We start from the raw sequence: 13,855 nt of genomic DNA, 5'->3' as shown, positions 1-13,855 counted from the left end.
TGTAATGACGGCGGTGCCGATTGTCGAATCAGCGGTCGACGGCCGGTGATCCGTGTCAGTGATCGGCGGCCGGCGATCCGTGGTCAGCGGTTGCCGCGTTTGCGTGACGGCTGTGCCTTTCCGGTGGACCGGGAGCCGGTCGCCGCTTTCCTGGCCGCCGCCGCACGGCGGGCCGCGGCGGTGGTGACCGGTCGCCTGCGGTTCGCCGGCCCGGTGTTGATCCGTGCCGTCCGCCGGGGTCGCAGGGTCAGGCCCACGATGACCGCCACGCCGACGAGGAGCAGCACCGGCAACAACCAGACCATCGGGCTGCCGTCGTCGGTGGCGCCGCTCGCGGTGTCCGGAACCGGCGCCGCCGGTGCGGTGCTGCTGCCGGTAACCGCGCCGGGATTGGCCGAGGCCGGCCGGTCCGGGTTCTCGGCGGCGGCGAGCAGGGCCGGGTCGGCGGCGTTCGTCGGTGCGGTCCAGCCCTGCGGCGCGGCGGTCGGCGCCCCGGAGTAGGAGAACTTCACCGTTCCGCGTACGGGCTCGCTGTCGGAGGCGACCGAGAGATAGCTGGCGGTGTACTCGCCCTTCTCCGGCCAGTGCGAAACCTGGACGAACGCGGAGTATCCGGTGTGATAGAGCTTCGGCTCCCACTTGCCGTTGACCAGGTTCAGTTCGGTGACCGGGCGGTCGAGCCGCTTGTCCGGACCGGGCTGCCAACCGGCGTCGACCCGTACGCCGCTCGGTGTCGTCAGGGTGAAGTACGCGTTGGCGGTGGGAGCCTCGGTGAAGTACAGCTCCAGCGCCTGCATCGGCCGCGACAGGGTGGCGCCGGCAACCGGGTCGGAGACGGCGAGCTGACCGTGGGCCGACGCGGGCGCGCCGGTCACGGCGAGCACGATCGTGGCGCCGAGCGCGACGGCGAGCAGGCGGCATGCCGCGCGGACGGTGACCAGGGGGGTCGATCGCATCGGCCCATCATGGTGGCTTCCGCTGTGCCCGGCAAGACGCTACAGTCGCTTCCCGATGTGGCGGGACCGGCTGACTGGGGAGACAGTGATGATGTTCTCTATCGGCCGTCGTCGTGCACTGGCCGCTCTGTTCGGCTCGGCCCTGCTGGCCCTCGCCGGCACCGGATGCGGTTCCACCGACGAACCGGTGGACGCGAGCGCCCCGGTCGAGGTGGCCATCACCGTCACCGAGGGCCGCGCCGAGCCGCAGCCGGGTCGGGTGGACGCGAAGAAGGGCCAGTCGGTCCGGATCACCGTGACCAGCGACGTGCCGGACCGGGTGCACGTGCACGGGTACGACGTCGGCGCCGAACTTCCCGCCGGTCAGCCGGCCACGGTCGAGTTCGTGGCGGACCGGGACGGCCTGTTCGAGGTCGAGACGCACGAGTCCGGGCTGCTGCTGTTCCAGCTACTGGTCCGATGAGGACGGTGCCCGAGCTGCTCGCTCACGGGGTCGGCGGGCGGCAGGACCTGCCCATCCCGTTCGCGTACGCGGTGACCGGTGCGGCGCTGGCCCTGGTCATCTCGTTCGTCGTGCTGGGCGCGTTGTGGCGGGAGCCGAGGCTGGGCGACCCCGAGGCGGGTCGGCCGCTGCCGGAGCGGGTCGCGCGGCTGGTCGACTCGGCCGGGTGGCGGTGGACGCTGCGTGGCCTGGGACTGGTGTTCGCCGCCTACTTCGCGCTCGGACTCTTCTTCGGGCCGGATGTCGACCGCAACCCCACCGCGGGCCTGTTCTACGTGGTGTTCTGGGTCGGGCTGGTGCCCGCCTCGCTGCTGTTCGGACCGGTGTGGCGGTCGCTGAATCCGCTGCGTACGGTCTATCTGCTCGGTGCCGCGCTGGTTCGACGGGATCCGCGGCGGGGGTGGCGGGCGCTGCCGCCGCGACTCGGTTACTGGCCGGCCGCGCTGGGCCTGCTGGCCTTCGTCTGGTTGGAACTCGTCGCGCCGGACCGGGCCACCGTGCCGGTCATCCGTACCTGGTTGGTGCTCTACGCGCTGCTGATGCTGGTCGGCGCGGCCCTGTTCGGGGTCGACTTCTTCGACCGGGGCGACGCCTTCGAGGTGTACGGCGACCTGGTCGGCCGGCTCGCGGTGGTCGGTCGTCGGGACGACGGGACGCTGGTCTGGCGCAATCCGCTGGAGGGGATGAGCGGTCTGTCCCCGGCGCCGGGACTCACCGCGGTGGTGGTGATCCTGCTCGGCTCGACGCTGTTCGACAGCCTGTCCAACGCCCCGGCCTGGTTCCGGTTCGTGCAGAACACCGAACTGCCGGCGGCGCTGACCAACACCGTCGGGATGCTGGCGCTGATCGGCCTGGTGCTGGCCGCGTACGGCCTGACCTGCCTGCTCGCGGCGAAGCTGGCGCCGGGCGTGCGGCCGGTCGACGTGGCGGGCGAGATCGCCCACGCCATAGTGCCGATCGCGGTCGGGTACGTGCTGGCGCACTACTACTCGCTGCTGGTCCTGGAGGGGCAGCGGACGGTGGCGCTGCTCTCCGATCCGCTGGTCACCGGGGACGCGAACTGGCTGGGGACGGCTGACTGGTCGGTCAGTGCCGCCCTGGTCACCCCGACCGGGGTGGCCATGTTGCAGGTCACGCTGATCGTGCTCGGGCATCTGCTCGGCACCGTGCTCGGTCACGACCGGGCGCTGGTCCTGTTCCCCGGCCGGTCCGCGATCGCCGCGCAGGTGCCGCTGCTGGTGCTGATGGTCGGCTACACGGTCGCCGGCCTGCTGCTGCTCTTCGCCGGCTGACCCGGCCGCTCGTCGCCGGCTGACCCGGCACCTTTTCCGCCGGCTGACCCGGCACCTTTTCTCGTTCATCGAGCCTGGGTCCATCGAAGCTGGCAATGGGTCTCACTTCTAACTTGCACACATAGCGATGTACGCATACTTTGTGGGAGGTGCACGCGACGACGGAGGAGGGCGAGCCATGGGCGCAGGCCACGACCACGGCGCACACGTACTGCGGGCAGGGGAGAAACACCGCCGCCCGCTCTGGGCCGCCTTCGCCGTACTGACCGTGTTCATGGTGGTCGAGGCGGTCGCCGCCTGGCTCACCGGCTCGCTCGCCCTGCTCTCCGACGCCGGGCACATGTTCACCGACGTACTCGGCATCGGCATGGCGCTGGCCGCGATCACCGCCGCCAGCCGCGCCGGCCGGGACACCCAGCGCACCTTCGGCCTCTACCGGCTGGAGGTGCTGGCCGCGCTCGCCAACGCCGTACTGCTCTTCGGGGTCGCGATCGCGGTGCTGATCGAGGCGGTCCGCCGGTTCGGCGCCCCACCCGAGGTCGCCGCCGGCCCGATGCTCGTCGTCGCGGTCGGTGGCCTGGTCGCCAACATCGTCGCCTTCCTGCTGCTGCGCTCCGGGGCCAAGGAGAGTCTGAACGTGCGCGGCGCCTACCTGGAGGTGCTCGGCGACCTGCTCGGCTCGGTCGGCGTCATCGTCGCCGCGGCCGTCATCACGTTCACCGGCTGGCTGTACGCCGACCTGGTCGTCGCGGTCGCGGTCGGCCTGTTCATCCTGCCGCGTACCTGGCAACTCGCCCGCGCCGCGATCCGGGTGCTGGTGCAGGCCGCCCCGCCGCACGTCGACGTGACCGAGGTACGCACCAGCCTGGCCGCCGTGGCCGGGGTCTGCGACGTACACGACCTGCACGTCTGGACCCTGACCTCCGGCATGGACGTCGCCTCCGCCCACCTCAGCCTTGACCCCGGCGCCGATGCGGGCGGGGTGCTGACCGCCGCCCGCGAACGGCTGCACGAGAGCTTCGGCATCGACCACGCCACCCTCCAGGTCGAACCGCTAACCTCGGCCCGGTTGTGCCAGGACAGCCACTGGTGAACGGCCGGGAACTATCCGGCCGGCCAGCGCGACTATCCGTGGGGCTGTCTGCCATCGCCGTTGGGAGTTGAGCTGGATGCGAGTGTTCCGCCCACTTGCCGTCATCGCCGTCGCCTGTGCCGCCGCGCTCATGGTCGCGCCCGCACCCGCCTGGGCGCACAACGAGCTGCGGGCCAGCAACCCGGCCAAGGGGGCCAGGCTCGCCGCCGCACCGGCCGAGGTGGTGCTCGACTTCGCCGAGAAGCTCAACCCCAGGTTCACCACCATCGCGGTGACCGATAGGTCCGCTACGGCCGTCGGCGACGGTCAACCGCAGGTCACCGGCGTGCGCGCGGTCCAGCGGCTGCGTCAGCCACTGGCCGCGGGCGACTACACCGTGGCGTACCGGGTGGTGTCGGTCGACGGGCACCCGGTGAGCGGCAAGTTCACCTTCACCGTGACCGCCCCGCCGCCCACCACCGCCCCGGCGACACCGTCGGCGGGCGCGCAACCGCCGACCGAACCGAGCCCGACCGGCGCGACGGCGATCCCCTCGGACGCCCTGCCGGGTGCACTCGCCGGCGACGAGAGCAGCACCGACGGCGGGCGCGGTGTCGTACCCGGCCTGCTGCTCGGCGGCGTCGCCGTGCTGGCGATCGGCACCGGATTCCTGCTCGTCCGGCGACGCCGGACCGGCCAGCCATGAACGCACCGGACCGCCCGGTAGTGGAGACGCCGGAGCAGTCGGCCACGGCCGCGTCGGACCGTCTGGCCGTGGAGACGCCGGAGCAGTCGGCCATGGCCGCGCCGGGGCGGCCGGTCGTGGAGACGCCGGACCGGGCAGCCGTGCGGGCACCGGTCGGACCCGGCCGGTCGTACCCCGGTAGTTGGCCGGTCGCGGCCGCCGGGCTGCTGGTCGCCGTCGGGGTGCTGGCCGCACTGCTCTGGTACGGCGGCGCCACCCGCCGGGAGATCCTGCCCGGCCTGGTCGACGCCGGCCCGATCACCCCGTGGCTGCTGCCTGCCGCCCGGCTCGGCATGCAGGTCGGCGCCGTCGTCACCGTCGGCCTGCTGCTGGCGGCGGTGCTGTTCTCGGCCCGCGCCGCCGGTGGTGGCCTCTCCGCCACCGGCTACCGGCGGGTCCGGGCGGCGGCCTGGTCGGCGCTGGGCTGGTGCCTCGCCAGCCTCGCCGCGCTCTGCCTCACCCTCGCCGACGTGCTCGGACTGCCGATCGCCGAGGCGGTGTCGCCGACCTCGGTCGTCAACTTCGCCACCACCGTCCAGCTGGGACAGGCACTGGCGCTGTCCGGCTGGATGACCGGGGCGATCTTCCTGATCTGCCGGGCCGCGCTGACCCCGCGCACCGCCGGGGTGGCGCTCCTGCTCGCCGTACTGGCGATGGTGCCGCCGGTCTTCACCGGGCACGCCGCGGCGGCCAGCAACCACCAACTCGCGGTCTCCGGCCTGCTGCTGCACGTCGTACCGGTGGCGGTCTGGGCCGGTGGGCTGCTCGCCCTGGCACTGACCGGTCGCGCCAGGACCGACCAACTAGCCATCGCCGTACGCCGGTTCTCCCCGCTCGCCGCCGGTTGCCTGCTCCTGGTCGCCGCCTCCGGCCTGGTCTCCGCGTACGTGCGCCTGCCCGGCCCCGGTGCCCTCGTCGACACCCCGTACGGCCAACTCGTCCTGCTCAAGACCCTCCTGCTCGGTACGCTCGCCGCCGCCGGCTGGTGGCAGCGGCGTACCGCCCTGCCCGCCCTGCTCGGCGGCGACCGGAGCCGGTTCATCCGGATCGCGGGCGTCGAGGTGCTGCTGTTCGCCGCCGCGATGGGCACCGCCGTGGCCCTGTCCCGGACCCCGGCGCCGGTGCCCGGCGGACCCGAGGAGAGCATCGCCCAGGCGCTGCTCGGTTACCCGCTGCCGGCGGCACCCGACGTCGCCCGGCTGCTCGGCGACTGGCTGCCCGAACCGATCCTGATCGCCGTCGCGCTCGCCGCCGCCGGCTACTACCTCGGTGCGGTGACCCGGCTCCGGCGTACCGGCGGGGTTTGGCCGGCGTGGCGTACGGGCGTGTTCCTGCTCGGCTGCGCCGTGATCGTGGTCGCCACCTCCAGCGGCCTGGCCCGGTACGCGCCGCTGCTGTTCAGCGTGCACCTGATCCAGCAACTGCTGCTCACCATGGTGGCGCCGCTCCTGCTCGTGCTCGCCGCCCCGCTCACCCTGGCCCGGCGGGTGCTACCGACCGCCGTCACCCCCGGCTGGCCGGGCGTACGGGAGTGGCTGCGGGCGGCCGGGGCATCCCGGCTCGGGCTGCTGCTGACCCGGCCGCCGGTGGCGATGGTGCTGCTCGCCGCCACCGGGTTCCCGCTCTACTTCACCGGGATCTACGACCAGACCCTGCGGTCGCACGCCGCGCACCTGCTGATGATCGGCTACTTCCTGGCCGCCGGCTGTCTCTTCTTCTGGGTGGTGCTCGGCGTCGACCCGGTACCCCGTCGGTCCGGCTATCCGACCCGGTTGTTGTCCGTGCTGCTACTGGTGGTGTCGCAGGTCGTACTCGGGCTGGTGCTCGCCCGGTCCGGCAGCCTGCTCGCCGCCGACTGGTCCACCGCCCTGGCCCGCCCCTGGGGCGACCCGCCGCTGGTCGACCAGCAGACCGCCGGCCACCTGCTCTGGTCCCTGGGCAACCTGCCCCCACTCGCCGCCCTCGTACTGCTGGCCGTCCGTCGGCGCCGCGAAACTGTCCCCAGACACCCCTGACCCGTCCCCGAACCCCCACCCCTCCAGGCACACCGGGCCCGCACTTCCACTGAAAGCGGCGCTATTCCGCGCCGAATAACCACACCTTTCAGTGAGAGTGTGCGGATCTACGGGTGGGGAGTCAGGGGCGCAGGCGCCAGCGGGTGGGGGTGGGTTCGGGGTCGGTGGGCGGTTCCGGGGTGGCGTCCGGGGTGGGGGTGGTCGGTGCGGCGGGGGAGGTTGCGGGGTGGCGGCGGCGGGCTACGGCGGCGCCGCCGAGTGCGGCAGTGGCTAGCAGCACGATCAGCAGTCCGACCCGCAACACGTCGGAGAAGCGGTCGGTGGCGACGTCGTCACCGGCGGCCACCTCGTTCGTTCCGTCGGAGTCCGTGGCCGGTGGCGGGGGTGGCGGGGCGGCCGGGGCCAGCAGGGCGACCACGGGTGCCGGGCCGGTGCCGGCGCCGGTCGCCGAGCCGGGCGGGGTGCTCCACCGCACCTGGGTACCGTCGGAGTAGGTCTGGGTCACGTCGAAGACGAGCTGCTCGGCCTCGGGCATCGGTCCCAGCGCCACCACCAGTTCGGCGACGCCCGGCGACGCGGGCGGTGCCGTACGGGTCCAGATGATCGCCGAGGTCACCTCGGTCACGTTGCCGTGGTGGATGCCGCCCAGCGGCTGGGTCACCGGACGGGTGGTGGTCGTCGGCCCCCAGTCCGGCACCGACATCGGATACACCTCGGCGACCGGTGCCGACTCGGGCAGCCGCAACTCCACCCGGCTGGTGTACGCGCCGGCGCGCTCGTCCGGCACCCGGAAGGTGAGTTTCGCGGCGTCCCCCCGGTACGCCTGCGCCGGCGTCACGGTCACGTCGGCACTCGCGGGCGTGGCGAACCACAGGCCCCCGGCCAGTGCGACGCCCAGCAGCGCGATGCGTACCGCCGGGGTTCTGCCGGCCCGTACCGATCCTGGCATCAGGGACCTCCCTCGATCCGTACCCGTGCCCCACCCTGGTAGTTCGCAGACGGGGCCGGAAAGGTTCAATCCGCGGGCGATTCGGTATCGCTGCCCAGGTACGCCAGCACCGCCAGCACCCGGCGGTTGGTGTCCTCGGTCGGCGGCAGGTCGAGCTTGGCGAGGATGTTGCCGACGTGCTTGCCGACCGCCGCCTCGGAGACGACCAGGGTACGCGCGATCGCCGCGTTCGAGCGTCCCTCGGCGATCAGGGCCAGCACCTCCCGTTCGCGTACGGAGAGCCGGGCCAGCGGGTCGCGGCGGCGGCGCAGCAGTTGTCGTACCACCTCGGGGTCGACCACCGTGCCGCCGGTCACCACCTGGCGCAGCATGCCGACGAACTCCGGCACGTCGACCACCCGGTCCTTCAGCAGGTAGCCGACCCGTCGGCCGTTGCCGGAGTCGAGCAGCTCGGCGGCGTAACCGGGGCGGACGTACTGGCTGAGCACGACGACGGCCAGGTCGGGGTGGGCGCGGCGTAGCCGTACCGCCGCCCGGAGCCCCTCGTCGGTGAAGCCGGGCGGCATCCGTACGTCGGTCACGACCAGGTCCGGTGCGTGTTCGGTGACGGCCGCGACCAGCGTCTCCGCGTCGCCGACAGCCGCGACCACCGCGAATCCGAACCGGTCGAGCAGCCCGACCAGACCCTCCCGGAGCAGCACCCCGTCCTCGGCGAGGACCACCCTGGTCACCGGGGACACGGTAGCTCCACCCGGAGCAGGGTCGGCCCGCCGGGCGGGCTGGACAACAGCATCCGCCCGCCGACCACCGCCACCCGGTCGGCCAGCCCGGTCAGCCCGGTACCGAGGTGCGGGTCGGCACCGCCCCGACCGTTGTCGGTCACCTGTACGGTCACCAGCCCGGACCGCTGCCGCAGGGTCACCGCCACGGCGGTGGCGTGACTGTGGCGGGCCGCGTTGGTGAGTGCCTCGGCGACCACGAAGTAGGCGGTCGCCTCCAGGTGACCCGGCAGCCGTCCGGCTAGTTCACTGTGGACGGTGACCGGGATCGCGCAGCGGTCGGCGAGTTCGCCCAGCGCGGCCGGCAGCCCGCGTTCGGTGAGGATCTGCGGGTGGATCCCGTGGATGATCTCCCGCAGCTCGACCATGGCCTGTTTGGCCTGGTCGTGCGCGGCGGCCAGGGTGTCCGCCGCGGGCGAGTCGGCGGGCAGGTCGAGCCGGGCCAGGCCGAGTTGCAGGGTGAGGCTGACCAGCCGTTGCTGGGCGCCGTCGTGCAGGTCACGCTCGATCCGGCGCCGTTCGGACTCGAACGCGTCGACCAGCCGGGCCCGCGAGTGGGCCACCTGCACCAGTTCCGCCCGCAGTTGCTCGCCCTCGCCGCCGCCGTCGTGCAGCAGCAACCGGGCCACCGCGCCGTGTGCGCCGGCAAGCACCGCCACCAGGTACGGCACGGCGGGCAACAGGAGCAGTCCGGCGACCGCGTACGGCAGGGCGCCGCCGACCGAGTCGACCGTGCCGAAGCCGAGCGACACCGGGCCGACGTCCTGCCCGACCAGGAACGGGCTGATCAGCAGGGTCACGATCAGCAGGGGTACGGCGAGCACCGCGCCGTACAGCAGCGGGGCGGCGGTGACCAGCAGGAACGTGTAGCCCAGGGCGCGCCAGGTGGCGGCTTCGGTGTACCGGGTGCGCAGCCAGGGCCACGGGCCGGTGGCGTTCGGTCGGCGGTGCCCGGCCAGCAGCGGGCCGGTGTCGATCAGGCGCAGCCGACGCCGTTCCAGCGCCGCCACCGGCAACGCCAGCAGCGGCCCGAACGCCGCGATCAGCACCGCACCGACGAGTACGACCACCAGCAGGGTGCCGAGCGGCCGGAGGTCCCCGGTGGTGATCCGGCGGAGCGCGACGAGCCAGGGCAGACCGAGCACCAGCAGCGGCAGCCCGACGGCGGCCGCCACCGGTGCCGTGCCGAGCAGGTAGATCAGCGACCGCCACGGCCAGCCGCCGATCAGGAATCGTCGGCGGGTGACCGATTCCAGCGGAGTTCGCGACGTGTCGGAGAAAACGGATTCATTGTCGGTGGGTAGGGACTTCTCGTGGATGGGTACGGGTTTCTCGGTGGTGCGCGTGGATTGGTTGGTGAACGCTGATTCTTCGTCGGGGAGCACGGAATCGACGCTAATCGTCCGTACCCGGCGGATCCATCGGGCTGGCGATAGACCTCTGGTATACCCAGGTATACCCCGAGCGGGAGATTGCGCTTGGTGCGTTCCGGTGATTCGGATGGTTACCCGACCCCGATTCGGAACGGGAGAGTGGACATTTGCCTGACCCGTACGACGGGCGATTTCCGGGTGGGTCGGTTCAGTCCGCCAGCACGGGGCGTCGTTGCGCGGCGAGCCATTCGAGCAGCGGTATGGCGTGTTCCGGTCCGGGTAGGGCGGCGATCTCGTCCCGGAGCCGCCCGGCGGCGCGGCGGTAGCCGTCGTCGGTCAGTACGCCGGTGACCGCCTCGGCGGCGGCTGCCGGGGTGACGGCGTACGCGTCGAGCACCCGGGCGACGCCGAGTGCCGCACAGCGGCCCGCGTTCGCCGGCTGGTCGGCACCCATCGGCGCGAGCACCATCGGCAGGCCGTGTTCCAGCGCCCCGAGCACGCTTCCCGATCCGGCGTGCGAGAGCACCAGGTCGCAGCCGGGCAGGACGAGCGCCTGGGGAACGTAACGCTCGATGCGTACGTGTGCGGGCTGTCGACCGAATTCCGCCGGATCGATCTGCTGTCCCACCGTGACGAGCAGGTTGATGTCCAGTTCCCCGAGTCCGGCGATGAGCCGGGGGAAGAGGTCACCGGATTCCATGTTGAACTCGGTGCCGAGGGTCAGGTAGACACCGGGCCGACCGTCGGAGCGTCCCGCCCACGGCGCGATCGCCGGGGCCACCGGTGGATGCGGGGTGACCGGGCGGATCGAGTGGGCCGTGGCGGGCAGCGGGAAGGCCGGGTCGCGGTAGCTACGCGGGGCGGGGGAGAGGACCAGATAGCGGCTGAGCATGCCGAGTCCGGGATCGGGTGGCAGGTCGTACGCGGCGCGCAGTTCGTCCAGCGGTTCGGTGACGAGGTCCGGCCGGATCAGCGAACCGGCGGCGAGCACCAGCACGCTCGCGTACGGCAGGCCGAGGCGTTCGGCCGCGACCATGCAACCGAAGTCCGCCTCGTCGCAGACGACCAGATCGGGTTGCCAACCGGGGCAGATGTCGAGCATCCGGGCGGCGTTTCGCCGGGCGGCCCGGCCGGCGAAGATCTCGCGTATCTCGCGGTCGATCTGCGCGTGGTCGATCGGCCGCAGCGGGCTGCGCTCCGGGCTCGGGGCGGGCGCGACCTGCGGTGGAGCCTGCGGCGCGACCTGCGGTGGAGCCTCGGCCGGGGGTGTCTCGGCGACGACGGCGGTGAAGCCGGCCGCCTCGACCCTCCCGGCGGTCCCCGGTGTGCAGGCGAAGGCGACCTGGTGGCCGGCGGCCTCGGCGGCGTGGGCGATCGGCACGAGCGGGATGAGGTGGCCGCTACCACCGGCGAAGCTGAAGAGGATGCGCACCCGGAGACCCTTACCTATCGGACCGGCGGATTCAACCGGTATTGCCGCATTGGTCGGTACGGTGTCCTGGGTCTTATTTCGCACAGCTGTGTTGAAACGCTGGTCGATGGGTGCTAGAAAGGGGCGTGCCCAAGGTCGTCGACCATGATCAGCGTCGGGAGGAACTCGCCCGCGCGGTCTGGGCCGTGATCGCCCGAGCCGGCGTCGAGGGTGCGACCGTGCGCGCGGTGGCGGCCGAGGCCGGCTGGTCGATGGGGGCCCTGCGCTACTACTTCGCCACCCAGGACGGCCTGTTGCGGTTCGCCCTGGAGGTGATGCTCCGCCGTACGCCCGAGCGCCTCCGGATCCAGCTCGCCAGCGGCCAACCCGGCCTCGAACGGGCGCAACGAATCATCGAGGAACTCCTGCCGCTCGACCCCGACCGACTCGCCGAGGGGCTGGTCTGGCTGGCTTTCCTGACCCGCGCCCGGGTCGACCGGAGTTTCGACGACCTGCGCGAGACGGGCTGGCGCGGCGAGCGCTATGTCTGTCGGCTCGCGGTCGCCGAGATCGCCGGCTGCCCCTGGCCGGTTGAACTCAACGACACGCTGCCCGGCGAGGAGTTGGAGGCCGCAGCCGCGGACCTGCACACCTTCGTCGACGGGCTCACCCTCCAGGGCGCCACCTTCCCCGAGGAACTACCACCGGAGCGACTGCGCGGGCTGCTGCGCCGACGGCTCGAAGTGCTCGAACCCGCCGTACGAGAGGATGGTCGATGGACGCCGGGCTGATCGGATCCCTGGTCCTGCTTGCCCTGATCGACAGCACCAGCTTCGGGACACTGCTGATCCCGATCTGGATGATGCTAGCCCCCGGCCGACTCCACCCGTCCCGGCTACTGATCTTCCTGGGTACGGTCGCGATCTTCTACCTCGCGCTCGGCGTCGCGCTGACCGCCGGGGCCTCGGCACTGCTGGACGACATCCGGCCGCTGCTCGACACCACGCCGTTCCAGGTGGTGCAACTCCTGCTCGGGCTGGTCCTGCTCGTCCTCGCCTTCCGGACCGGCCGAAAGAGGTCGGGGTCGGAGCCGGGCCGGCTGATGCGGTGGCGCGAGCGGGCGATGACCGGCGAGGGGTCCTCGAAGGCACTGGTCGCCCTGGCCCTGACCGCGGTCACGCTGGAGGCGGCGACGATGCTGCCGTACCTGGCCGCCATCGGGCTGCTGAGCGCGGCCGAACTGGCGCTGCCGCTGACCGTCGCCGTACTCGCCGGGTACTGCCTGGTGATGGTCCTGCCGGCACTGGTGCTGCTGGGTGCCCGGATCGTCGCGGCCAACGCGGTGGCGCCCGTACTCGTCTGGGTCAACGGGTGGATGACCCGCAGCGCAGCCGAAACCACCGGGTGGATCCTCGGCATCGCCGGGTTCCTGCTCGCCTCGAACGCGGCCCGCGAACTGGGTCTCTTCGACGCCATCGACGCCCTCTCCGGTGCGAAGTAGGGGCGGCTCAACGAGCTATCGCCAGCCCGAACGGGACCGGCCCGAGCGCGTGCACCAGCGGGCGTACGACGAGGGGGAAGGTCTCCGTCCACCGGGCGGAGGCGAGGCCACCGAGGTCGACCACCCACTCGGGCCGCCAGCCCAGATCGGCCAGGAGCATTCCGGTGGCCCGGCGGGCGTCGGGGTGATCACCGGAGACGAAGACCGTGGGTGGGGTGGGCAGGCTGCCGGGGTCGGCCATCAGCGACACGTGCATCGTGTTCAGCGCCTTGACGACCCGGGTCGTCGGCAGGGCCGCCTGGATCCGCTCGGCCAGGCTGCTGCCGGGATGGAGCAGGGAGGTCGCGAAGCCGTCGGCGCCGATCCGTACCCCGTTGGCGACGTCAACCAGGATCCGGCCGGCGAGCGACGGGCCGAGATCGACCAGCACCGGCAGTGATACCGCGCCCGGCAGGGCGTTGACCACGATCTCGGCCCCGGCGACCGCGTCGGCCGGGGACGCGACGGCGACGCCGTCGTCATCCCAGGACAAACCATCCGGCGTACGGGAGCCGACCACGACCGGATGGCCGTTGGCGGCCAGCGGTCCGGCGAGCGCTCGGGCCACGTTGCCGGATCCGAGAATGGCGATGCGGGTCATCCGTGCTCCAGAGGTGGTGATCGCGAAACTGGGAAGCCGGTGCCGACGCTACGGTTGACCGCCAGCCGCGGGTAGTAGGCACTTTCGGGTGCCCAGGGCACTTCGGGAGGACATGGTGGTGGTCCGCAGCGCCGCGCAACGGAAGGCGACGGCACGGGGTACGCACCTCGACGCGATGGCCGGCTGTCCGGGGCACCGGCTGCTGGACCGGCTCGGTGACAGGTGGGTCAGCCTGGTGCTGAAGGAACTCGGTGCGGGGCCCCGCCGGCACGCCGACCTGGCCCGTTCGGTCGCCGGCGCGAGCCAGAAGATGCTCACCCAGACCCTGCGCGGGCTGGAGCGCGACGGGCTGGTCACCCGTACGGTCACGGTCGGTGTGCCCGCCCGGGTCGACTACCGGCTGACCCCGCTCGGCGCGGGGCTGCTGCGGGCGATGCTGGTAGTGGTCGACTGGGCCGAGCGGCACGTTCCGGAGATCGACGCCGCCCGCGCCCGCTACGACGGAAAAAATCATGGTCCGGTGGCGGGCCGATCCGTCCGGACCGGGCCGGCGGCTCCGACGTCTCCGGTGAGCGGCACCGAAGGGGTGTCGGCGGAGAAGGAGGATCACCCGTGAAGTA

The 13,855-nt window shown here is 72.4% G+C and carries 14 protein-coding genes; 8 read left to right on the top strand and 6 right to left on the bottom strand.

The genetic code is table 11. The features are described 5' to 3' along the window. Positions 1 to 83 precede the first annotated feature (83 nt). Complete coding sequence (locus tag OG792_RS28420; RefSeq protein ID WP_329104013.1) at positions 84 to 956, bottom strand: copper resistance CopC family protein; 873 nt, start codon at positions 954 to 956, stop codon at positions 84 to 86. An 88-nt stretch (positions 957 to 1,044) separates the two neighbouring features. Here OG792_RS28420 and OG792_RS28415 point away from each other — a divergent pair, with 88 nt between their 5' ends. The 5 genes from OG792_RS28415 to OG792_RS28395 all read left to right on the top strand — a co-directional run bounded on the left by OG792_RS28415 (position 1,045) and on the right by OG792_RS28395 (position 6,582). Continuing rightward, positions 1,045 to 1,419 (top strand): hypothetical protein, encoded by a 375-nt coding sequence (locus OG792_RS28415; protein WP_329104011.1) that lies wholly within the window; start codon positions 1,045 to 1,047, stop codon positions 1,417 to 1,419. Next, positions 1,416 to 2,750: a hypothetical protein gene (locus tag OG792_RS28410; RefSeq protein ID WP_329104009.1), complete on the top strand. Its 1,335-nt coding sequence runs from the start codon at positions 1,416 to 1,418 to the stop codon at positions 2,748 to 2,750. Before OG792_RS28415 ends, OG792_RS28410 begins: the two co-directional genes overlap by 4 nt. Before the next feature lie 178 nt (positions 2,751 to 2,928). After that, positions 2,929 to 3,843, top strand: a complete 915-nt coding sequence (locus OG792_RS28405) for a cation diffusion facilitator family transporter (protein WP_329104007.1) — start codon at positions 2,929 to 2,931, stop codon at positions 3,841 to 3,843. Positions 3,844 to 3,919: 76 nt separating this feature from the next. Continuing rightward, entirely contained in the window at positions 3,920 to 4,528 is a 609-nt protein-coding gene (locus tag OG792_RS28400) for a copper resistance CopC family protein (RefSeq protein WP_329104005.1), read from the top strand. Further along, positions 4,525 to 6,582, top strand: a complete 2,058-nt coding sequence (locus tag OG792_RS28395; protein ID WP_329104003.1) for a cytochrome c oxidase assembly protein — start codon at positions 4,525 to 4,527, stop codon at positions 6,580 to 6,582. Before OG792_RS28400 ends, OG792_RS28395 begins: the two co-directional genes overlap by 4 nt. Before the next feature lie 121 nt (positions 6,583 to 6,703). Here OG792_RS28395 and OG792_RS28390 read toward each other — a convergent pair whose 3' ends face one another. The 4 genes from OG792_RS28390 to OG792_RS28375 all read right to left on the bottom strand — a co-directional run bounded on the left by OG792_RS28390 (position 6,704) and on the right by OG792_RS28375 (position 11,115). Beyond that, positions 6,704 to 7,531 carry a YcnI family copper-binding membrane protein gene (locus OG792_RS28390; protein ID WP_329104001.1) on the bottom strand — a complete coding sequence of 276 codons (828 nt, stop codon included), beginning with the start codon at positions 7,529 to 7,531 and terminating at the stop codon, positions 6,704 to 6,706. Positions 7,532 to 7,596: 65 nt separating this feature from the next. Then, on the bottom strand, positions 7,597 to 8,271 hold the full coding sequence (locus OG792_RS28385; RefSeq protein ID WP_329103998.1) for a response regulator transcription factor: 675 nt from the start codon (positions 8,269 to 8,271) through the stop codon (positions 7,597 to 7,599). Next, entirely contained in the window at positions 8,259 to 9,695 is a 1,437-nt protein-coding gene (locus tag OG792_RS28380; protein WP_329103997.1) for a sensor histidine kinase, read from the bottom strand. Before OG792_RS28380 ends, OG792_RS28385 begins: the two co-directional genes overlap by 13 nt. 196 nt (positions 9,696 to 9,891) lie before the next feature. Continuing rightward, positions 9,892 to 11,115 carry a glycosyltransferase gene (locus OG792_RS28375; protein ID WP_329103995.1) on the bottom strand — a complete coding sequence of 408 codons (1,224 nt, stop codon included), beginning with the start codon at positions 11,113 to 11,115 and terminating at the stop codon, positions 9,892 to 9,894. A 125-nt stretch (positions 11,116 to 11,240) separates the two neighbouring features. On the opposite strand from OG792_RS28375, the gene OG792_RS28370 reads away from it, so the two are divergent. After that, the gene (locus OG792_RS28370; RefSeq protein WP_329103993.1) at positions 11,241 to 11,885 is read left to right on the top strand and encodes a TetR/AcrR family transcriptional regulator; all 645 of its coding nucleotides are present in this window, start codon (positions 11,241 to 11,243) and stop codon (positions 11,883 to 11,885) included. Then, positions 11,870 to 12,595 (top strand): GAP family protein, encoded by a 726-nt coding sequence (locus OG792_RS28365; protein WP_329103991.1) that lies wholly within the window; start codon positions 11,870 to 11,872, stop codon positions 12,593 to 12,595. The genes OG792_RS28370 and OG792_RS28365 overlap by 16 nt, the downstream gene beginning before the upstream one ends. Before the next feature lie 7 nt (positions 12,596 to 12,602). On the opposite strand, the gene OG792_RS28360 is transcribed toward OG792_RS28365, so the two are convergent. Next, complete coding sequence (locus OG792_RS28360; RefSeq protein WP_329103989.1) at positions 12,603 to 13,235, bottom strand: NADPH-dependent F420 reductase; 633 nt, start codon at positions 13,233 to 13,235, stop codon at positions 12,603 to 12,605. An 88-nt stretch (positions 13,236 to 13,323) separates the two neighbouring features. Here OG792_RS28360 and OG792_RS28355 point away from each other — a divergent pair, with 88 nt between their 5' ends. Beyond that, positions 13,324 to 13,851: a winged helix-turn-helix transcriptional regulator gene (locus OG792_RS28355; protein ID WP_329103986.1), complete on the top strand. Its 528-nt coding sequence runs from the start codon at positions 13,324 to 13,326 to the stop codon at positions 13,849 to 13,851. Positions 13,852 to 13,855: the final 4 nt, after the last annotated feature.

This window comes from Micromonospora sp. NBC_01699 (assembly GCF_036250065.1).
Classification (GTDB): domain Bacteria; phylum Actinomycetota; class Actinomycetes; order Mycobacteriales; family Micromonosporaceae; genus Micromonospora_G.
The sequence above is the reverse complement of the archived record's forward strand: the minus strand, read 5'-3'. Positions and strand labels throughout refer to the sequence as shown.